Raw genomic sequence first — 20,245 nt, 5'->3', positions numbered from 1 at the left:
AGGAGTTTGCATGGCTTATAAATCGATTATCTTAGGCACAGGCCCTGCCGGATTGACAGCGGCTGTTTATTTAGCAAGAGCGGATATGGAACCTCTAGTCATCGAGGGGCCGGAACCTGGCGGGCAATTGACGCTTACGACGGAAGTCGAGAATTTCCCCGGGTTCCCTGACGGCATCATGGGGCCGGAGCTCATGGATAACATGAAAAAGCAGGCCGAACGCTTTGGTGCGACCTTTAAGCGCGGATGGGTCACAGATGTAGAGGTAGAAGACCGCCCATTCAAGCTGCAGGTCGATGGCGTAGGAGAACTGGAAACGGAAACGTTGATCATCTCTACTGGTGCCTCTGCCAAAATGCTCGGCATCCCAGGTGAAAAAGAAAACCTTGGAAAAGGCGTCAGTACATGTGCGACCTGTGATGGGTTCTTTTTCCGAGGAAAGAAAGTGGTCATCATTGGTGGAGGGGACTCCGCGATGGAAGAAGCGACTTTCCTTACGAAATTTGCGAGTGAAGTGCAAGTCATTCACCGGCGTCATGATCTTCGCGCATCGAAAATCATGCAGACACGTGCGCAGGAAAATGATAAAGTGACGTGGGCGCTGAACAAAACACCCGTTGAAATGGTGTCGGATGGTATGAAGATCAGTGGCATTAAGGTTCGTGACAACGAGTCCGGAGAAGAAGAAGTCATTGAAACCGATGGAATATTTGTTGCGATCGGTCATAATCCCAACACGGACTTTGTGAAAGGGAAGCTGAATATGGATGAAAAAGGCTATATTCTCGTTGATCCCGGGACGACCAACACGAATATTCCAGGCATCTTCGCCTGTGGCGATGTCCAGGATCAGAAATACCGCCAAGCGATTACCGCTGCAGGAACAGGCTGCATGGCAGCAATGGATACAGAGCGTTTCCTTGAAGGAGAAGCGACGATCGACTGGAGCGAAAACTTATCCTAATGACTCGATTGAGCATCGATCTGTTCTAACAGATCGATGCTTTTTTTGTACCAGAAATAGGTTAGGTCGCTTTGGCTGGATCACCTAAATAATGGTGTACCAGGTCATACATATATTGGGAAATCACCTTATATATATTTTTTGAAAATTAATTCAATTTATATTGAATTATAAATTCTATAAGTATAGAATGGTTGCAAGAGGTGATGAAATGGAAGTATTTTCTATGAGTTCAAGGAAAAGAGAGACGTATCAAGTGGAGGTGAAACATTCTCTTCTGTGGGAAGCCGCACTTGGCATTGCTGCTATCACGAATGAACAGCTTCTGGACACGCTGGACTATACAGAAAAACAATGGAAGACGATTAAATCATCGTTGTCTATGGAAATGTTGGATCATCTGCAAATCGTCCAGGAACAAAATACGTGGAAAACGATTTTGCTTTTACTTCATGAAAAGGACATGAATGCATTAGATGAATTCAATGAATTTGTAAGTGAATTAGGTGAAGAGGAGTTGCGTTACATTGCGATTCCCTACTTAGGGAAGAAATATCAACAAGATCGAAGGCTTGCTTCTCAAGGGGACCAAGAGGCTGTGGCGCGGCTTCAGGATGCAGCTAAGGATCATGTATTCTTTCCACGTTACATGGCTTACATTAGTCAGGTGGATATGCATTCCTTGAAGAGTCATATCAGGGAGGTGATGGCAGGGTGGTACGAGTTGGTTATTCAACCGGATGAGGCGAGGTTCAAAGGTATTCTGGAACGCGATGCTGTTTCCAAGAATAAGCGTCTTGAGAAGCTGCAAGCGGAGGATTTTGTGGAGTGGGCGACCCATGGAATTCGTTATGTCCCGGAACCTAGTGTCTATAAAGTCATCATGATCCCTCATTTTATCTATCGTCCTTGGAATGTGGAAGCCGATATTGAGGGGACGAAAATCTTTTATTACCCTGTGTCCAATGAAAACGTTCATCCAAACGACCCGTATGTTCCGGATCAAATGCTTGTTCAGAAGTTTAAGGCGCTGGGAGATGAGAATCGTTTGCGTATGCTCAAGATTTTGAAGGAAGGGGGGCGTACCCTAAAAGAGATGACCGAGGAAGTTGGAATGGGTAAAACCACTGTCTATCACCATCTGAAGTTGTTGAAATCTGCCCGGCTCATCGTCGCTTATGGCCCCCGTTATCATGTAAGCCCACGGGCGTGGGAAATGCTGCCGAAGGAATTGGAGTTGTTTTTGGGAGAGGAAAAATGAACAGTGCGGAAGTATGGCAGACTGGAGACAAACAGTCATTCAAGTCCAATCGGCAGGCTCTCCGTTTCATTGGAGGAAATCTAGTATCCTTTTTCGGAGATCAAATCTATTTGATTGCGCTCCCTTTGATGGTACTGGTTTTGACCGGGTCACCGCTCAGTATGGGAATTGTTGCTGCTATTGAGCGGGTACCTGTTTTGTTGCAGCCGCTCGCAGGTGTGCTTGCTGATCGACTGAACCGGAAACGGATTCTCCTGTTCTGTGATTTTTTCCGGTTTCTTTTACTTGGGAGCGTAGGAGTTTTGTTTCTGGCTGAAACGATTACCATCTATGTTCTATACGCAGCAGCTTTCGTTATTGGTGTACTTGGACAGCTTTATCAAACCTCTCAGTTTGCATCGATTCCGAAACTCGTTAGAAAGCAGGATCTCGATCTTGTAAATGCATGGAACACAGGAATGTTTCATACGGCTGTCTTTCTTGCCCCGGGGCTGGGTGGCTGGATTGTGGCCCTTTACAACCCTGGAATCGGGATGATTATAAATAGCCTTTCTTTCTTGATTGGCTTTCTGGTCGTTTGGAGTCTACGGTTGGAAGAGGAGCGGCTGCAAGGGGAAAAGCGGTCATTTACTCAAGACATGAGCGAAGGGTTTCATTTTGTAATGCAACAACGAGCTTTACTCTACACCAATATCGCTATGTTCTTTTCTGTATTTGGCACGACTCTCTTTTTGACAATGTTGATCGTTCATTTAAAAGCTAACATTGGTTTTTCAGCGGTCTCGATCGGTTGGCTTCTTTCCATTGGCGGTTTAGGAGCCATTGGAGGAGCGGTACTTTCTCCTATACTGAGAAGGAGGGTTACTTATCGGACCCTATTATTTGGATGTGGCGTACTCGGAGGGCTTTCAATCTTCCTGTTCAGTTTCTATCAATCTTTTATGGCTCTAGCCCTTTTGAATGCTGTCGGAACTATTTGTGCTTCCATCAGCAGTCCATGTATTGTAACGTTAAGACAAAAGCTGACGCCGGAGCATTTACTCGGAAGGGTGCAGGCGACGAGCCGTTTCATGACGTGGGCGTTGATGCCTGTAGCTGCCTTGGTGGCTGGAGTTATCAGTGAATACATAAGTACATCCATGACCATCGCTATTGGAGGAAGTGTTTCCACCATCGCTTCTTTCATTTATTTGCATCCTTCCCTGAAAAAAGTAGATAGAGAGGGGACGTGAAATGGACTACGTACAAAGAATAAGAAAAAGAATTGGGACACAGCCGCTCGTCGTGGCAGGGGCTACGGTTCTTGTTCAGAATGAGCGGGGGGAGTTGCTGTTCCAGTATCGAGAGGATACAAAAGAATGGGGGCTTCCAGGTGGGGCGATGGAGCCTGGGGAGACGCTTGAGCAGACGGCTGTCAGAGAGCTGAAAGAAGAAACGGGGCTAATGGCTGGACATGTGCGCCAAGTCGCCACGTATTCAGGGGAAGAATTTTTTTACCGCTATCCTAACGGGGACGAGGTCTATAATGTTATAGCTTGTTTTATAGCTTCTGAGATTAGCGGAGAACGTAGAGTGGATGGTGAAGAAACGTTGGATTTGAAGTATATCAGCCTTGAATCTCTCCCCGAGAATATCGATAAAAGGGCGCGGATCATTCTGGAAAGGGTGAGCCTATGAAAGCCGTAGAGGCGGCAAGAGATGTGGTCAGAGAACGGTTCCCGGAATGTGATGCCGCCCTTCTCGCGGGGAGCGTTGTAAGGGGGGAGGAAACAAGCACATCCGATTTGGACATCGTCATTTTCGATTCGAAAGTAGCCTCCTCTTTTCGCGAATCTTTCTATGCAAGAGAGTGGCCGGTCGAAGTCTTTGTACATCATTGGTCTTCCTACCGTGAGTTTTTCGAGAGTGATTGTAAGCGTGGACAACCTTCGATGCCACGCATGGTGGCAGAGGGGCAGGTACTTAAATGGGATGATCGTCTGGAAATTGTCAAAAATGAAGCCGTGGATCTGCTGAAGGAAGGACCGGCCCCATGGTCTGATGAAACCCTCTTGTTCAAGCGGTATTTCCTTACGGATGCATTGGACGATTTCGTTGGCTGCACAGACCGGGGGGAATCTCTTTTCATTGCATCAAAACTGGCAGAGCAGACGAGTGAGTTTCATTTAAGAATGAATGGCCAGTGGAGCGGAGCCTCAAAATGGATGGCTCGCTCGCTCCGAAACTATGATATCGTCTTTGCAGAACGGTTGGTCCGACGCTTTGATCATTTTTACAAACACGGCGAGAAGGAAGGCGTCGTTGAACTGGTAGATGAGGTACTGAATCCATACGGCGGGCGTTTGTTCGAAGGGTTTTCAATCGGAAAGAAGAAAAGGAGGTAGATCAGTGAAGAGGATCATGGTGCTTGGTGTTTCTGCAGGTGTAGGCAAATCGACATTTGCAAAGAAACTAGGGGAGAAGCTCGATATCGACGTGTATCATCTCGATCGTTTTTATTGGGAGCCTGGCTGGAAGGAAGCGGCACTGGAGGTTTTCGCAGAGAGGCAGAGAGAAGTCGTAGAAAAAGACCAGTGGATTATAGAGGGGAATTATAGACCTACGTATGAGATACGCGCAGAGAGGGCAGACACGATCATCTACTTGGAATTGCCTCTAAGGACCTGTCTATTTCGAGTCTTGAAGCGTTGGTGGATCCACCGTGGAAGCACTCGCCCGGACCTTGGGGAAGGGTGCAGTGAAAGAATGGAAGCAGACTTTTTAAAATTCATTGTAACGACCTATCGTAAACGGAAAAAGAACATGCAGGAAAGGCTCCTTTCGTTTCAGGAAATCGGTCGTGAGAAGCGTGTCATTCAATTGAAATCGAAAAAAGATATCCAGAATTTTCTTGATTGCCTTTCATAAATGAGTGGTTCGTGAGCGGGACTTTTACATAAAAAAGGGCTCCAAGTTTTCACTTGGAGCCCTTTTTGTTTTTATTAGGAAGCCTTTTTCTCTTGCTTTCTCTCCTCAGGCATGAGAAGAGGCTGAGGCTGACATTTTTTCTTCGTCATTTCTGACACAACGAAAATCATCACGAATGCTGCAATACAAGCAAGTGTACGGAATGGGAACAGGACGATGCCGTCAGGATTGATCATTGGGTACGGCAGGAATGCCGGTAGTCCCATTGCAGGCTCTCCGCCCCCTAAACGAAGGAATAACGCCACGGAGAATCCGGCGATCGATCCGTAAAGGTTCGCATTTTTATAAAAGAGTGCCATGGTGAGCTGTGGGAAGAGAATCGTGTACACAAGATCGGAGGCTAAATACCACAGCGTATATACACTTTTAACATTTAATGCAATGATCATAGCTCCAACACCGACGATGATGATTGTACGCTTGATCACTTTCTTCAACTGCTCAGAGCTTGCGTTCGGTTTAAGCAATGGACGATACACGTTCCAGGATGCCATGGAAGAGGCAGAAAGAATGGAAGAGTCCATAGAGGACATAACCGCCGCTGCGAGAGCTCCAAGTCCGATAGCGGATACGAGTTCAGGCGTTAAATATCTTAGAATGTGCGGCAAAATGACTGCCGGGTTCTCAGGAGTTGGAAGTCCCATGCTTGCCCAGTCCATATTTACGCCAACAATTCCGATCAGAACGGCAGGGATGGCTGCAATGATGCAGATGATTCCTGCTGTGATGGATAACCACATGGCAGTTTTTTCATTTTTTGCTGAAAGAACACGCTGGAAATATACTTGCCAAGCAATACCACCGAAGATGAGAAGCAAAGCATAGTCGATCCAGTTCCAGAACCAGTTCCCCCATGCAGGATCTTGCCATCCGTTCAACGGTGGAAATAAATTGGCGTACGATCCGAATTCTGCTGAATAGTTACTCCATGCATTATCAATACAATAGAATAGCCATTTGGAAAACGTCTGTATAGGCAACCGCCCACATACCACCAGCTACGGTATAAGCGATAGCAATGATTCCTGAAAGGATGATGGATGTAGTAAAGTCAATGTTCAGAATGGTACCGAATGTTGTGCCGAGAGCTGTTAGAATGGCAGCACTCCAGAACATTTCTCCAAGTAAAGCAGGAATGTAAAGGACTCCGGCCATTTTTTTCCCGAAACGTTGTTCCAGTGGATCAATGATGGTGAGGAATTCATAGCGGCGCATTTTACGAGCGTAGAAAATACCACCGATGATCAGACTTAATGCGTATCCCCATGGAGCTTGAGCCCATACGAGACCGTCGCTGTAAGTAAATTCTGCCGTTCCATTGACATATCCGCCACCTACCCATGTAGCAGCCATTGTGAACATGGCAATTCCAAGAGGTAAACTGCGGTTTGCGACCATCATGTCTGCTAGAGTTCCGGATTTGTTTGTAGCGAAGACTGCACCGATGTAATAGACGAGGGCATAAAAAACAATCATGGCGATAAATCCGCCCCATTGAATGTTTTCATTTGTGAAGGCCATGTAGAGGACGAAAACACCTAGCAGCGTCCCGAGCATGATTGCGGCTTTGTTTTTAGCGAAAAAAGATGGTTGTTGATTCGATTGCAATGACATCACTCCTTTATTATTATCTGAATATTCTGTAAATTATAAAGTCCATACGTCTCCCTTGAATAACAGGAAAAGTGTTATTCAGAGAGGCAGTATCTTATTTTTCTTGGTCGACAGGGAGAAAATCAAAAATTTCTCCACTCTCAATAGAGTCCACGAGCTTCTGTAACCAATGGTAATAAGGTTTGGATGCTTCAAGTTGCTGATAGACTTGTTCAGCTTCCTCTTTTACCGCTTCGTCAGCTTCAGGATCTTCGATGAGACCATTCAATTCCTTTTGGGCAAGTTTGATCGCATCTAAGTTCGTTTTGACTTCTCGTAACCATTTTTTCGTAAAAAAGTTGGAGAAGAAATTAAAGAAGTCTTTTTCAGCTACAAAAGTCTGCCGGCGCGTTCCTTTTCGGAATGTCTGCTTCACAATGTTGTAGTTTTGAAGCTTCTTTACTCCTGTACTCATGCTTGGCTTGCTCATTCCGAGCTTTTCACGCATTTCATCCAACGTCATATCATCCTCGAAGTACATCGTCCCATATAAGGTCCCTGCACTCCGGGTCACTCCATACAAATCCATCGTTTCCGCAATGGAATCGATCACAAGTCCTTTCGCGTGCTCAATGGTCTGTCGGGAGCTTTCTTCATGATGATTTGTCATTAAAAACCTCCTCACAGGCGTAAAAGCAATTAACTTTATTAAATTTTTTCTTTACAGACTTTATCTTAACGAATAAAAATCGCTTGTCAAAATCCATTTTAGAAAAAAATCGCCTTAAGCCCTATCATCTCATAGGTTATAGGCGATTTAAAAAATTTTTCGCTTTGACAAGCTTCCAAAGGCTTGTTAACGTAAAGAGTATTCAAAAAGTTAAATTTTTAATTAACAAAATTAACGAATCAGGAAATGAAAGGCATTCAGGTAACTTACACCTGAATCTGGTAAGGAATATCTTCAGGTAGCAAATGATTCGATTCTGCCGGTGCGACCGTATGGTGCATTTAGTATGGAATAGGATAACTGGGTAGAATATGCATGATTTGGAACAGATGAATGGAGAAATATATCATAAAATTTAACGATCCTAAGATTATCTCGGTCTGATAGAGGTGCCTGAGACTCTCTCGGGACTGGAATAATCGAAATAAAAGAGGAGGCCGTTTTGCTTGCTCACTCTACTCTATATGGTTTGGCTGTTATTAACTGGTCAAACAAACGCAAAAAAACAAAATTTGTAGAAGCGACATCTATTATATAAGAGTTTTGGAGGTGGGACGAGGGTGATAACACTAGTTTCAAGGCATTTACCTGACGTTACAGCAGCGGGGTTTTCTTGTATGACTGGACGATTACTCCATCTCTCCCGTGCCCATTTACTCGAAAGGAAATCCTTCCCTTATAAAACCGCTGGCTAACGTAGAACCTCGTACTTAACTTATGACTATAGGGCGCATCAACTTCAGCAGTAAACGAAATAGATAAGGGCTGTTTCAACAGTATAAAGCACTACGCAAGCCTTCAGGAAATGAATCCTGTAGGTTTTTTTTATTTATATACCATGTGAACAGGTCCGTTCGTGTGGCAATGTTCAGGAGCATCGTGAAGCACGTGTCTTTAAAATCATCAAAAAGGGAAGAGAATGACGAATGCTCCTTTATACATATTAAAAGGTCTCCATCATGGTAGAGAGGGAAATGATAGAGAAAAGGTACCTTGAGCAGCTGTGTGTTGAGTTACGTATGACCGCTGTTTATTAAGGGGACGATGATATAGAATTGTCATAGAATCTTCAGTTTAATTTTTAGCAATGAACCGATTCATGAATTATAATGATTGTAATGTGAACTATTTCACAAAAACATATGTAAGGAGTTTTTATATAAATGAAGCACCTCAGCAGACTAGCTTTCTCAGATCGAAAAGTTTTCATGCTGTTGGTCCTCACATCCGTGTTGATTGGTGCCACGATTATTGGTCAATCCTATTTTTTCGTTGCGATCGTCGACCGGATTTTCCTTGGTGAGGAACGTTTTCAAGATATCCTTCCCCTTCTCGCAGGATTGCTTGCTGTGCTCGCAGGACGGACGCTGTTTACATGGATGAACGGCCGGACAGGCATAACGCTTGCTTCCAAAGCGAAGCGTTATTACCGTCAATCAATTATTGAAAAGTACGCGCGCAATCCCGTTCAAGCCTCCTTACAAGGGCAATCGGGAAGGAAAGTCAGTGTGCTGATGGATTCTGTGGACGAGATTGACGGGTACTTCAGCAGTTATATTCCACAAATGATTCAAACGATGATCATCCCGTTGATGATCCTTATCGTTGTATTCACCCAGCATATCTATTCGGGGCTGATCATGGTTATTACAGCTCCCTTTATTCCTTTGTTTATGGCGATCATTGGTGTCATGACAAAAAAGAAATCAGAAGAGCAGATGGAGAAGTTGAACACATTCTCCGGGAAGTTTCTTGATACGCTTCAAGGTTTGACGACATTAAAGCTGTTCGGACGTTCCAAGCAGCAAAAGGAAGAGATTGAATCCAGCAGCCTCGGTTTCCGTGATGCGACGATGGAAGTATTGAAAGTCGCCTTTGTTTCTTCCTTGATGCTTGAGTTCATTTCCATGCTCAGCATCGGCCTAATTGCATTGGAAATTGCCATACGACTGGTCGTTTATGAGAGTGTTTCCTTTTTCACCGCCTTTTTCATTTTAATCCTAGCCCCTGAATTTTATTTGACGTTGAAGGACTTCGGCAGTGCTTTTCATACAGGGAGAGGGGCTTCGGGCGCTGCAAACCTCATGACGGAAGAACTTGAAAAAGAAGAAGAGCACATTCAGTGGGGAGACGAAAAGCTTGAAGCTGAACATCCCCCTGCATTGGAGCTTGATCAAGTAAGCTTTTCCTACGACAAAGGATTTGCATTGGAAGGTTTGACCGCAACGATTAAGCCGTATGACCAGGTCGCCATTGTTGGTAAAAGCGGGGCGGGGAAATCGACGCTCCTGCACCTTTTAGCGGGTTTGGCTAAACCATCGTCTGGAGTTGTCGCCCTCCATAATCGCTCCCTCTTTGATTACGCGGAAAGGGAGTGGTTTTCTCGGGTGAGCTACATTTCCCAGCATCCCTATTTATTTTCCGGAACGATTGCAGAAAACATTGCGATTGGCGGTCGGGGGGACCATTCCAAGGAAGAAATCCAGGAGGCAGCGGAGAGAGCGGGAATTGCCGAGTTGATCGCCTCATTGGAAAAGGGTTACGACACCCCTGTGGGAGAGGCCGGACGCGGACTTTCTGGAGGAGAGAAACAACGTCTCGCTCTTGCGCGTACATTTCTAAAGAAGCCTTCTGTCATTCTGTTTGATGAACCGACGACCGGTCTCGATCTGAAGACAGAACGGATATTACAAGCTTCTATGGAAGAGCTCGCGAAAACCGCGACGATCATCACCGTAGCCCACCGTCTGCATACCATCAAAAAGGCTGATCAAATTTTGCTGCTCGATCGTGGTCACCTTATTGGAATAGGTACGCACGAAGAACTTCTGGAAACGGTGAAAGAGTATAGAGATATGGTGACCGTCCAGCAAGGAGGGGACTCGGCATGAAGGAACTGAGAGAAGTCATCCGTTTAGTCGTATTGGAGAAAAGGGATATTGTGCTTTCCATCGTTTTCGGCTTTCTTGCCGGAATGTCAGCGGTCGGGCTGTTTGGTGCCAGTGGTTATTTAATATCCAGGGCTGCCCTCATCCCACCGTTGTATGCCTTGACGGTTCTTATCGCTTTTTTGAAGTTGTTCGGGTTTGCAAGGGCGCTCGGTCGTTATGCTGAAAGATATTTCTCACATAGAGCGACTTTTACAATCTTAAGTAACCTACGGCTTGCTTTTTATAAAAAAATTGAGCCGCATGCACCGAGGGTTTTCCAAAAATACAGGAGTGGTGATTTGCTCTCACGGATTGTCGGTGATGTAGAAAGTCTGCAAAACTTCTTTTTGCGGGTGTATTATCCACCTGTGGTCCTTGTCATCATCTTTTTAGGGACCATCGTTTTCACATCCATCTTCTCTATTTCTGTAGCCCTCGTGCTTCTCTTAGGTCTCATCGTTACGGGGCTGATGATTCCAGCCTGGTACACCGTCAGACAACGAAAACTAACCCCCCGTGTAAGACATGCGCGTGGGGTGGTATCAACCGAAGCGGCCGAATGGCTGTACGGTTTCCGTGACCTTAAAATCTATCAACAGCTGGAAGAGAAAAAAGAAACGCTTCAGCAGTCTTCAGATGATTATATTCGAGAAGATGAGCGCAACAGTCGTCAAATGCTCTCCAGTCATTCATGGAACACGTTTGCAACACTTCTTGTATCGTGGGTTGTCACAGGACTTGGTGCCTTTCTTGTGGCTGAAGGAGACTTAAATGGTCTGTTCCTGGCGATGCTCGTGATGATTTCGTTGACAGTCTTTGAAAACGCAGCACCGATGGCTGTTCTACCAAGTCACCTTGATGATAGTAAACAAGCATCAGAACGGCTTTTTTCTATAGTAGAGGAAGACAATCGTGGGTCAGATACGTACAAAATTGATGGGGAGCTGGCTCCTAGTTTCCAATTGACTAATGTCAGTTACCGTTTTCCCAATGAGGAAAGAGAGGCGCTTACAGGTGTCAATGTAACTATTCCCTCTGGAAGTAAAACGGCCATTGTCGGAGCCAGTGGATCCGGAAAATCAACACTCCTGCAACTGTTTATGAAATTCCAACTCCCCTCTGAAGGTGAATTCATGCTCAATGGTATGGACATCACGGACATATCAGAAGAGAGCATATGGGAGAACAGCAATGTCGTACTTCAGGAGAACCATTATTTTTACGGGACGATCCGTGAGAACCTCCAGCTAGCAGGACAAGACCTCACCGATGAAGAGATGAACCTTGTGCTGGAAGAGGTGGGGCTGGACTTTGACCTGGACCAACCAGTTTTTGAAAAAGGGGAAAACCTTTCGGGAGGAGAACGTCAGCGCCTGTCCATAGCAAGAGCTTTTCTGAAGGGAAAACGTGTCTGGCTGCTCGATGAACCGACCTCTTCTGTCGATGCGCTGACCGAACGGAGGATCTTCAATTCCCTGTATGAACGAGCGTCTCAAGATACCGTTGTTCTCATCAGCCACCGCTTGAGCGGTCTCGAAAAGATGGACCAAATCATCGTCATGGCCGAAGGGAAAGTTGTAGAAGCAGGTTCTTATGACAACCTCATGCAAAAGCAAGGATACTTCTACGAAATGAAACAAATCGAAAAAAACATATTCAGCACATAAAAAAATGCCGTACCGGATATTCCATAATATGGATGACCTGGTACGGTAATTTATTCCATGTAATTGAGATAAGTGAACATCCGCTATCGATGGGAACGTGGATCGCTTAGTAGTAGTAAGGGTATCCGTATGGGTAAGGGTAGTAATAGGGGTACGGACTTGCCAAGTATGGAAAAAGCGCTAATGTAGCAAGGCCGGCTAGTGGAAAAGTTCGACGACGGAAGCGACGTGCACGACGGCGTCCGTATCCATATTGACGTTCATCCATAGCATTTCCGTTCTCATCGACCATGACGTCTTCGCTGATTAAGATTGTCAGCTTGTCGTTGTTTACATCGGTGATGATTCCATCAAAGCTTTGCCCGTCCTTGGTTTGGACCATGACATGATAATACTTCATTTTATTGCACTGCTCATAGGAAGGCTGCGTATGACCTTGTTGGTGCATTTTTCGTTCTTCTGTCATTTTAACCATCTCCTCAAGACCATGATATTCACCCAGCCCAAAAAGTGTGACCATCCATTTCTTTTGAGTTTTTTAAGGCGAGCCGTTTTACCAACCACCGCTCCCTTAACACAAAAGTCTCGAAGTTGCTTCTTTAACTAAAGGGAGCTTATATAAAACAATGAGAAGCGGAACGGCCATTTAAGAAAGCGTTATCATTATTTGTTAAATTCTAGTACACTAGAGATAATTCATAAGGTGAGGTGAAGGAATTGAAAAAGAGAGCGCCGATGGATTTAGGAAATGATGTGTTTTTGATTGATGGTTATGATATGGGATTTGAAGGACGAACAGGTACATATGTTTTGTTAGGGGATGACATTACACTCGTGGAAACGGGTCCGAGTCCTTCTGTGCCGAGAGTACTTGCTGGTTTGGAAGAGCTGAAGATTCCCAAAGAAAAAGTAGCGTATGTAGTTTTGACGCATATCCATTTGGATCACGCAGGTGGTGCTGGGCTGCTTTTGCAAGAATGTCCCAATGCGCAGGTCATTGTTCATGAAAAAGGGAAACGGCACCTCGCAGATCCTTCACGTTTGATTCAAGGAGCGAAGGCGGTGTATGGAGAAACGTTTGATGAATTGTTCGACCCGATTCTTCCTATACCGGAAGAGAAACTGGAAACAAAGACAGACGGAGATACGCTTTTGCTTTCCCAGAATCGTAAACTCACATTTTACGACACTCCAGGACATGCGAAGCACCATCTTGGTATTCATGATTCACAGAGTAATGGAATCTTCACTGGGGATACGGCAGGGATCCGGTATCATCAGACCGAAGATCATGGACTGACTTTTTATTTGCCAACAACTTCACCAAACCAGTTCGATCCAGATGCAATGGTTGCGTGCATCCGTCGTTTTCGGGATATGAACCCTTCTTGTCTTTATTTCGGTCACTTCGGCAAGACGGAGCATCCTGATCAAACGTTTGACCAAGTCACTGACTGGGTCCCTGTTTTTGTGAGTGAAGCGAAGGATGCCTTAGAGCAGGGCCTAGGATTGGATGGTGTTCAACAGCGTCTTCATGATCGTGTATCGTCCTTTTTAGATGAAAAAGGAATTCCGAAGGATCATAAGGTCTATGATATTCTCAAATTAGATATAGAAGTATGTTCCATGGGCCTTGCCGACTACTTGAAAAAGAAAAGCAGAACGTAATTGTTCTGCTTTTTCTCATGATTGAACATATAATTGAAACATAACGGAAGATTCAAACGTAAGAAATAAGGAGAAAAAAGGGGGATACATAATGATTGGAATAGTCATGACAACGGTCTTATCTTTTCTATTATTTTTGGCGTTGTCAATCATCGTCTATGTAAAAAATCGAATGAGAAGAAAGAAAATCATGAAAACGGCATTGGGAGTCCTGGTTTTCGGGATCATCGTAATGTTCTTCGTCGTTTATGCGTTCATGCCGACGATTACGGTACCGAATATGTTGATTCTTAATGTGATTGTCGCTGTTTTGTTTGTTCCTTTAGTGTATGGAGGAGCCAAAGTACCGGTGCAATATCAAACGATGCACCGTTCACTGTCAGGAATCGTAATTTTAGGTGTAGCGGTCGCGGTGATTGGTGTTTTCATTTACAGCATTCTGGCTTTGGAGGACAGCTATGACAGCATTTCTAAATCAGAGGAAGAGGAAGCTCGTCCTTTGAATGAAGAAAACACGCCCATTTCTGTAGCACCTGAATCAGCACGGAACAAGGTGCAAAAAGCGATGAGTGTCGTTCCCAATACGCAATTCTATGATTTAGGTAAACTACAGGCCCAGCGAATTGATGGTGAAATCTCTTATGTAGCACCGGTAGAGTTTTCAAGTTTCTGGCGTTACTTGCGAGGAAAAGAAACAGAAGGATACTTTACGATTACAGCAACGAATATCAATGCGCAGCCGGAGTTTGTACAGAGCAAAATGAGGTACACAAACTCAAGTTTCTTCAATCACAATGTGCAGCGTGTCGTCTATGGGAAACATCCGGATTATATCCAAAGTGGAGAAGCGCAAATTGAAGTCGATGACGAAGGCAAACCATGGTATGTCCAAACAATCTATAAGCCGTTGCTGTTTTCCAACCGCCCGGATATGAAGGATATCAAAGTGGCCATTGTCGACCCCGTATCCGGTGACGTCGAAACGTTTGAATCTTCCGATGCTCCTGACTTCGTGGAAGGGTCGGTAAGCTCAGAACTGGCAGCGATTGAAAATGAGTACTTTGGTAAGTATGTAAATGGCTGGTTGAATTCGATCTTTGGAAAAAAAGATGTAAAGATCCCGAATGAGTCGGGGACTGAAAGCAGTGTGACACCGATATTCAATGAAGCGGGTGAAATGTTCTACTTCACGGATATGGCCTCACCGAAGGAAAATATTGATTCTGCCCTTGGTTATACGTTAATCAATGCCCGGACAGGAGAACTGACATACTACAACGGCCAGCAAAATCAGGGGATCATGGACAGCAAAGGAGCTGTACAGATCGTCAACAAACAGTATCCTGAGAAAAACTGGACAGGAACGATGCCGGTCCTCTATAACGTAGATGGTCATCCGACATGGATTGTAAACGTGCTAGATCCGAATGGATTGTTCAAGCAGTATGCATACATTAAGGCAGCCGATTCAGACTTTGCTGTATTTGGAGACACGGCCAAACAGACGTTGAACGCCTATCGTCTGCAAATCGCCCAGGACCCAAGCAGCGTGGAGGGAAGCCAAGGTGTCGATTTGACGGAGAAGTCAGGAACAATCAACCGCGTTCTAGTTACTTCTACCGACTCCAGGCAGTCTGTTCAATTTTTATTAGAAGGGGAAACGACTATCTATACGGTCAATACGAGTAAAGCCCCTCTCGCCATTTTCCTGAAAGAGGGAGATCAAGTAAATATTCAGGCGCGTATTCGTGATAATGGAACAGCAACTGTAGAAGAAATGCAGATTCAAGGCATCAATTGATAAAAAGCAGCAGGGCACCCACTCCTGCTGCTTTTTTGTTATGATAAAATAAATATAGAAATTTAATAGTGGAGGGATTTTTTATGGCAGAAAAAACATTCGCAACAGCAATTAATTGTATGGATGGACGTGTGCAGCTTCCCGTCATCCACTGGATGCAGGAACGTTATGGTACGGAATATATCGACATGATTACAGAAGCAGGCCCGACCAAGTTCTTGTTGGAAGGCACTGAAGATCAGCTGAATGCTGTCAAAACGAAAATTGGCATTTCTGTAGACAAGCACGGGTCTGGCGTTGTGGCTGTTGTCGGCCACTACAATTGTGCCGGTAACCCTGTTGATCGTGATGTGAAAGCCGGTCAAATTAAGGAATCTGTAGACCTTGTGAAGTCATGGGGCTTCAATGTGGATGCCATTGGCCTATACGTCAACGACCAGTGGGAAGTAGAAGTGATCACAGAATAAGAGGATTTTTCTTCCTTATGGCGAATAGTTCTTTAGTAGAACATTCGCGAAGGAGTGGCGGTATGGAGCAAGCGAGTTGGTTTGATTTCGTTGAAAAAGAGCGGGATCCGGTTTATGAAGAACTGCAGACTTTAACGGAGGAGAACCCGAAAATAAGCATTGCCTCCTATACCATTACCTTGAATCCTTTTGCTCTTATTGAAATTGAAAGTGACGGCATTCATGATTGCGTCAGCAACATCGAAGCTTGTTACGCCTATCTTTGTAATTTAAATAAGTAATTTCAAAGGAAAACCCCGAAGTTCACACTTCGGGGTTTTCCTTTGGCTCCTATTTTCCACTAAAGCTTCTGTTTCTTGAAGATTCAGTTTCGAGATAACCGGAATTCGTTTGCCAGGTGGAGCGTAAGGGATGGTTGGGAAGCTACTCGTCTAGCTCCATCGCCCCGACACTCGCGTCATAAGCAGAACCGCAAAGGAATGAAAGAGTACATTCCTTTGCGGAGTGGCGAGCTTCCCAACCACCCCATTCAATGTATGTGAAAAATGAACCCCTTTACCCAATTGGATTGTCTTCCACTATCCCATTTTTAGAAGCATAAAGCGCTCTGTATCAAACTGTCATGATTCAATTACCTGGGCAAGAGAGTTCTAACCTTATACTCAATAAGCTGAATGACTTCATATTCTAGATGTGGTTTCGAGACTCATATGGCAAGGGGGCGGAGGGAAACGGTGAGACTCCTGTGGGAAGTGCGTAGTAGATGAGACCCGGCAGAGCGTTAGCTCGAGGAGGCTCATCACTCGCCCACGGAAAGCGGACCTTTTCCCGGAGCCCTAAACTCCCACAAAAGTCTCGAAACCGAGCCGTCCATAATCCTTCCATAAAATCGAATAGGGATTTGAGTGGAGGTTTCTTTTTTTATACAATGGTCATGGAAATGAAAATACGAATGAAAAGGTGTTTACCTATGAAGAAATATATCGTTGTCGGCGGGGGCGTGCTGGGCGCATCCACGGCTTATCACTTAGCAAAAGAAGGCGTCGATGTGAAAATCATTGACCGCAAAGATGAAGGACAGGCGACTGAAGCGGCAGCTGGAATCGTGTGCCCGTGGCTCGCTCAACGCCGCAATAAGCGCTGGTACCGGCTCGTCAAAGGCGGCGCTCGTTATTATCCTGAACTGATCCGCCAGCTTGAAGCGGAAGGAGAAAAACATACAGGATATCGTCGCGTGGGGGCAATTAGTCTCCAAAGGGATGAAGCGAAATTAGAAAAAACGATCGAACGTGCATTAAAGCGGAGAGAAGATGGCGCACCTGAAATCGGGGAAATCACTAGGATTTCTTCAGAAGAAGCGAGAAAAATGTTTCCGCCGCTCGCGGAAGGTTATGATGCGATCCATGTCAGTGGGGCGGCCCGCGTCAATGGACGTGAGTTGAGAGATGCCCTTCTTCGAGTAGCTGAGAAACATGGGGTGGAAAGGATCCATGGAGATGCGAGCCTTATTCATCAAGGACAGAAGGTGACCGCCGTCGAAGTGGACGGCGTACGTCATCAAGCGGATGAAGTGATCGTGACAGCTGGTTCGTGGGCAAAACCCATCCTTAAGCCACTAGGGATTGATTTTCTCGTCCACCCACAAAAAGCACAAATCGTTCATCTGGATCTACCAAATACGGAAACGGAAAATTGGCCTGTCATTATGCCACCGAACAATCAGTACATGCTTTCCTTCGGGGGCGGTCGTGTTGTTATTGGTGCCACTCATGAAACCGATGCAGGTTTCGATGGACGCTCGACCGTAGGTGGTCTTCATTATGTGTTTGATAAGGCCTTGGAAGTCGCTCCAGGACTTTACGACAGTACCTTTGCTGAGACGCGTGTCGGCTTCCGTCCGTTTACACCTGGGTCTCTACCTGTTTTCGGTGGCATCCCTGAATGGTCAAACTTATATGTCGCCAATGGCCTGGGGGCTTCCGGTCTTACCTCCGGCCCCTATGTTGGTGCAGAACTTGCGCGGTTGGTACTTGGAAAAGAAACCGAACTGGATCCGGCGGATTATGACGTGTCGGAAGCGCTTGGATCTAATAAATAATCTCCCAACAAAAAATCCTTGCAGCCAATAAAGCTGCAAGGATTTTTTATGGTTTGTCGGGATAGTCACAGTACTCTATGATCGTTCCTTCTGTATCGGCTGGATTTAAATAGATAAGGCGGCGTCCGTGTTTGTTGGTACGTAAAGACCATTCCAAAGTGCGGATCCCTTCTCCTTCTAATTCTTTCAGCGCCTGATCCAAATTGCCGACATCATAGGCGATGTGGTGGACCCCTTTCCCTTTTTGCTTAATGAAGCGAGCGATGGGGGAAGTCGTATTATTCGTCGGCATCAATAATTCTGTACGGTCTCCTTTAATATCAATAATTGCAATTTCACTCTCTACGCCTTTCGCTTCACTGCGGTAACGGTCGATCAAAGTGCCCCCGAGGACGTTCGTATAAAATGTGATGCTGTCTTCAATGTTGCGGACAGCGACTCCAATATGATCCAGTCTTTTTTCCACGTTCATTCTCCTCTGCTGCCAGTGTGAGAACCATTTTAACATATGAACGCCTAAGCATCTGTCAGACGCCCCTCAATAATAGCCCTTTTTTACAGAATCTATCAAACGTACAAGCTGATTTTTCTCTATCACATAAAGTAGAGCAGGAGGTGATTTTCTATGCCTGCCTGGATCAGCAATAGTTTCAAAATCCTGTCATCTGCTGTAATGCATGTGGTTGTAACTCTCCTTTTATTCGGAACATCCATCTTTACCATTGTTACGGGATTGACGTGGATTAAAGGGTTGATCGTCATCGGGTTGTTGATTTTCTGGCTTGCTTCATTTGTGTGTGTAGCCCAAAAGCTGTACGCGTATTTGTTCGGCCGTTGGAAAGACGACGATGAATAATGAAAAAGGGGCCCTGTGGCACAGGACCCCTTTACATATTAATTGAGCTGTTTAACGACTTCTTTAGCAACGACTTCAGTGGATTGAGGGTTCTGACCGGTAATCAGGTTCCCATCCACTTCATAATGCTCTGACCAGTTTGGACCGCTCATGAATGTTGCTCCCAGCTCATTCAGCTTGCTCTCAAGTAGGAATGGCATGTGTTGATCTAGTGTTGTTTCCACTTCTTCAGCGTCAGTGAATGCATTGACGCGTTTTCCTTTAACTAGCGGTTCACCGTTAGATAATGTAGCTCCTACAAGCCCTGCGGGACCGTGGCAGACGGCTGCCACGATTTTATCCGCTTCATAAAAGTTACGAAGCAGTTTTTGAAGTTTTTCATTATCTGGAAAGTCAAACATCGTTCCGTGACCGCCTGGTAAGAAGATGGCATCATAGTCTTCCGCTTCTACATCGGCTAGCGGTGTTGTATTTTCTAAATGTGGTTTTGTATCTAAAATCTCTTGTGGTTCATCCTCACTGACACTACCTGGATCGACAGGTGAGCGGCCGCCTTCCGGGCTTGCTACTGTCACTTCATAGCCGTGTTTTTGGAACTCGTTATAGGCTTCGCCAAATTCGGATAACCAAATTCCTGTCGGTTGCTCATCCGTGATTTTTTCGTGGTTCGTAACGACCATTAATACTTTTTTAGACATGATTGTCCTCCTTTTTGGTAGTGGGTATCATTGTAGTATTTAAAAATTGAGAGTGCCAAACATTCTGCTTTGTCGCACATAGATTAATTTTCCCGTTTCTAAATAGATAAAACATGGGCGAGCACACATTGACAAAATGGAATGCTGCGCATACCATAACTGTATATATGAATATATGTGCATATAAGGAGGGTGTCGATTTCATGAGTGATGATAAAAATAAACCAGAGGATCAGGAGAAAAAGCACGTCAATGAATTGGATGAAGAGACATTGTTTGTCGTTTCTCAAACATTCAAGGCGTTATCCGATCCGACAAGAATTAGGATTCTACATTTACTATGTGAACAAGAAATGTCTGTCAATCAAATCGCTGATACATTAGAACTTCGCCAATCGACCGTTTCCCACCAGCTGCGGTTTCTGAAGAATTTACGCTTGGTGAAGTATCGAAGAGCGGGTACGACATTATTTTATTCCCACGATGATGAACACGTCATCGATCTTTTGCAACAAACCATCAATCACGCTCTTCACCATTAAAGG

Annotated in this window: 19 protein-coding genes and 1 pseudogene; 15 read left to right on the top strand and 5 right to left on the bottom strand. The window is 45.1% G+C overall.

The window, feature by feature from the left end:
* Positions 1-10 precede the first annotated feature (10 nt).
* The 6 genes from trxB to K2225_RS19085 all read left to right on the top strand — a co-directional run bounded on the left by trxB (position 11) and on the right by K2225_RS19085 (position 5,132).
* Entirely contained in the window at positions 11-964 is a 954-nt protein-coding gene (gene trxB / locus K2225_RS19110) for a thioredoxin-disulfide reductase (RefSeq protein WP_220586207.1), read from the top strand.
* Between the two features lie 211 nt (positions 965-1,175).
* Positions 1,176-2,225, top strand: a complete 1,050-nt coding sequence (locus tag K2225_RS19105; protein ID WP_220586206.1) for an ArsR/SmtB family transcription factor — start codon at positions 1,176-1,178, stop codon at positions 2,223-2,225.
* Positions 2,222-3,457 carry an MFS transporter gene (locus K2225_RS19100; RefSeq protein ID WP_220586205.1) on the top strand — a complete coding sequence of 412 codons (1,236 nt, stop codon included), beginning with the start codon at positions 2,222-2,224 and terminating at the stop codon, positions 3,455-3,457. The genes K2225_RS19105 and K2225_RS19100 overlap by 4 nt, the downstream gene beginning before the upstream one ends.
* A gap of 1 nt (position 3,458) precedes the next feature.
* Positions 3,459-3,902, top strand: a complete 444-nt coding sequence (locus K2225_RS19095; RefSeq protein ID WP_220586204.1) for an NUDIX hydrolase — start codon at positions 3,459-3,461, stop codon at positions 3,900-3,902.
* A complete protein-coding gene (locus K2225_RS19090; protein WP_220586203.1) occupies positions 3,899-4,609 on the top strand; it encodes a nucleotidyltransferase domain-containing protein in 711 nt (236 codons plus the stop codon). The genes K2225_RS19095 and K2225_RS19090 overlap by 4 nt, the downstream gene beginning before the upstream one ends.
* A gap of 4 nt (positions 4,610-4,613) precedes the next feature.
* Positions 4,614-5,132: a P-loop NTPase family protein gene (locus tag K2225_RS19085; protein WP_220586202.1), complete on the top strand. Its 519-nt coding sequence runs from the start codon at positions 4,614-4,616 to the stop codon at positions 5,130-5,132.
* A gap of 74 nt (positions 5,133-5,206) precedes the next feature.
* Here the strand turns inward: K2225_RS19085 and K2225_RS19080 are convergent.
* Positions 5,207-6,749: pseudogene (locus tag K2225_RS19080) on the bottom strand (high affinity choline transporter 1).
* A gap of 151 nt (positions 6,750-6,900) precedes the next feature.
* Positions 6,901-7,455, bottom strand: a complete 555-nt coding sequence (cudC, locus tag K2225_RS19075) for a choline uptake/conversion transcriptional regulator CudC (protein WP_220586201.1) — start codon at positions 7,453-7,455, stop codon at positions 6,901-6,903.
* Positions 7,456-8,678: 1,223 nt separating this feature from the next.
* Between cudC and cydD the strand changes: the two genes are divergently transcribed.
* Both cydD and cydC read left to right on the top strand, forming a co-directional pair.
* The gene (gene cydD / locus K2225_RS19070; protein WP_220586200.1) at positions 8,679-10,406 is read left to right on the top strand and encodes a thiol reductant ABC exporter subunit CydD; all 1,728 of its coding nucleotides are present in this window, start codon (positions 8,679-8,681) and stop codon (positions 10,404-10,406) included.
* The gene (cydC, locus tag K2225_RS19065; protein WP_220586199.1) at positions 10,403-12,112 is read left to right on the top strand and encodes a thiol reductant ABC exporter subunit CydC; all 1,710 of its coding nucleotides are present in this window, start codon (positions 10,403-10,405) and stop codon (positions 12,110-12,112) included. Before cydD ends, cydC begins: the two co-directional genes overlap by 4 nt.
* 106 nt (positions 12,113-12,218) lie before the next feature.
* On the opposite strand, the gene K2225_RS19060 is transcribed toward cydC, so the two are convergent.
* The gene (locus K2225_RS19060; RefSeq protein WP_255574710.1) at positions 12,219-12,578 is read right to left on the bottom strand and encodes a hypothetical protein; all 360 of its coding nucleotides are present in this window, start codon (positions 12,576-12,578) and stop codon (positions 12,219-12,221) included.
* Positions 12,579-12,847: 269 nt separating this feature from the next.
* Here K2225_RS19060 and K2225_RS19055 point away from each other — a divergent pair, with 269 nt between their 5' ends.
* From K2225_RS19055 to K2225_RS19035, 5 genes are all read left to right on the top strand, one after another.
* Positions 12,848-13,780 (top strand): MBL fold metallo-hydrolase, encoded by a 933-nt coding sequence (locus tag K2225_RS19055; RefSeq protein WP_220586198.1) that lies wholly within the window; start codon positions 12,848-12,850, stop codon positions 13,778-13,780.
* A 91-nt stretch (positions 13,781-13,871) separates the two neighbouring features.
* The gene (locus tag K2225_RS19050; protein ID WP_220586197.1) at positions 13,872-15,581 is read left to right on the top strand and encodes a DNA-binding protein; all 1,710 of its coding nucleotides are present in this window, start codon (positions 13,872-13,874) and stop codon (positions 15,579-15,581) included.
* 83 nt (positions 15,582-15,664) lie between these two features.
* Positions 15,665-16,048 (top strand): carbonic anhydrase, encoded by a 384-nt coding sequence (locus K2225_RS19045; RefSeq protein ID WP_220586196.1) that lies wholly within the window; start codon positions 15,665-15,667, stop codon positions 16,046-16,048.
* A 62-nt stretch (positions 16,049-16,110) separates the two neighbouring features.
* Positions 16,111-16,329, top strand: a complete 219-nt coding sequence (locus K2225_RS19040) for a hypothetical protein (protein ID WP_220586195.1) — start codon at positions 16,111-16,113, stop codon at positions 16,327-16,329.
* A 689-nt stretch (positions 16,330-17,018) separates the two neighbouring features.
* Positions 17,019-18,146, top strand: coding sequence for an NAD(P)/FAD-dependent oxidoreductase (locus K2225_RS19035; protein WP_220586194.1), 1,128 nt, complete (start codon positions 17,019-17,021; stop codon positions 18,144-18,146).
* A gap of 46 nt (positions 18,147-18,192) precedes the next feature.
* On the opposite strand, the gene K2225_RS19030 is transcribed toward K2225_RS19035, so the two are convergent.
* Entirely contained in the window at positions 18,193-18,612 is a 420-nt protein-coding gene (locus K2225_RS19030; RefSeq protein WP_220586193.1) for a VOC family protein, read from the bottom strand.
* Positions 18,613-18,771: 159 nt separating this feature from the next.
* Between K2225_RS19030 and K2225_RS19025 the strand changes: the two genes are divergently transcribed.
* Positions 18,772-19,002, top strand: a complete 231-nt coding sequence (locus K2225_RS19025) for a hypothetical protein (RefSeq protein ID WP_220586192.1) — start codon at positions 18,772-18,774, stop codon at positions 19,000-19,002.
* Between the two features lie 38 nt (positions 19,003-19,040).
* On the opposite strand, the gene K2225_RS19020 is transcribed toward K2225_RS19025, so the two are convergent.
* Entirely contained in the window at positions 19,041-19,700 is a 660-nt protein-coding gene (locus K2225_RS19020; RefSeq protein WP_220586191.1) for a type 1 glutamine amidotransferase domain-containing protein, read from the bottom strand.
* Positions 19,701-19,903: 203 nt separating this feature from the next.
* On the opposite strand from K2225_RS19020, the gene K2225_RS19015 reads away from it, so the two are divergent.
* Positions 19,904-20,242 (top strand): ArsR/SmtB family transcription factor, encoded by a 339-nt coding sequence (locus K2225_RS19015; protein ID WP_146818116.1) that lies wholly within the window; start codon positions 19,904-19,906, stop codon positions 20,240-20,242.
* Positions 20,243-20,245 lie beyond the last annotated feature (3 nt).

The organism is Halobacillus sp. Nhm2S1 (assembly GCF_019599545.1).
Taxonomy (GTDB): domain Bacteria; phylum Bacillota; class Bacilli; order Bacillales; family Halobacillaceae; genus Halobacillus.
The sequence above is the reverse complement of the archived record's forward strand: the minus strand, read 5'-3'. Positions and strand labels throughout refer to the sequence as shown.

Coding starts and splice junctions, on each gene's coding strand:
- trxB (WP_220586207.1), top strand. CDS start 11: ATGGCTTATAAATCGATTATCTTAGGCACAGGCCCTGCCGGATTGACA.
- K2225_RS19105 (WP_220586206.1), top strand. CDS start 1,176: ATGGAAGTATTTTCTATGAGTTCAAGGAAAAGAGAGACGTATCAAGTG.
- K2225_RS19100 (WP_220586205.1), top strand. CDS start 2,222: ATGAACAGTGCGGAAGTATGGCAGACTGGAGACAAACAGTCATTCAAG.
- K2225_RS19095 (WP_220586204.1), top strand. CDS start 3,459: ATGGACTACGTACAAAGAATAAGAAAAAGAATTGGGACACAGCCGCTC.
- K2225_RS19090 (WP_220586203.1), top strand. CDS start 3,899: ATGAAAGCCGTAGAGGCGGCAAGAGATGTGGTCAGAGAACGGTTCCCG.
- cudC (WP_220586201.1), bottom strand. CDS start 7,455: ATGACAAATCATCATGAAGAAAGCTCCCGACAGACCATTGAGCACGCG.
- cydD (WP_220586200.1), top strand. CDS start 8,679: ATGAAGCACCTCAGCAGACTAGCTTTCTCAGATCGAAAAGTTTTCATG.
- cydC (WP_220586199.1), top strand. CDS start 10,403: ATGAAGGAACTGAGAGAAGTCATCCGTTTAGTCGTATTGGAGAAAAGG.
- K2225_RS19060 (WP_255574710.1), bottom strand. CDS start 12,578: ATGACAGAAGAACGAAAAATGCACCAACAAGGTCATACGCAGCCTTCC.
- K2225_RS19055 (WP_220586198.1), top strand. CDS start 12,848: ATGGATTTAGGAAATGATGTGTTTTTGATTGATGGTTATGATATGGGA.
- K2225_RS19050 (WP_220586197.1), top strand. CDS start 13,872: ATGATTGGAATAGTCATGACAACGGTCTTATCTTTTCTATTATTTTTG.
- K2225_RS19045 (WP_220586196.1), top strand. CDS start 15,665: ATGGCAGAAAAAACATTCGCAACAGCAATTAATTGTATGGATGGACGT.
- K2225_RS19040 (WP_220586195.1), top strand. CDS start 16,111: ATGGAGCAAGCGAGTTGGTTTGATTTCGTTGAAAAAGAGCGGGATCCG.
- K2225_RS19035 (WP_220586194.1), top strand. CDS start 17,019: ATGAAGAAATATATCGTTGTCGGCGGGGGCGTGCTGGGCGCATCCACG.
- K2225_RS19025 (WP_220586192.1), top strand. CDS start 18,772: ATGCCTGCCTGGATCAGCAATAGTTTCAAAATCCTGTCATCTGCTGTA.
- K2225_RS19020 (WP_220586191.1), bottom strand. CDS start 19,700: ATGTCTAAAAAAGTATTAATGGTCGTTACGAACCACGAAAAAATCACG.
- K2225_RS19015 (WP_146818116.1), top strand. CDS start 19,904: ATGAGTGATGATAAAAATAAACCAGAGGATCAGGAGAAAAAGCACGTC.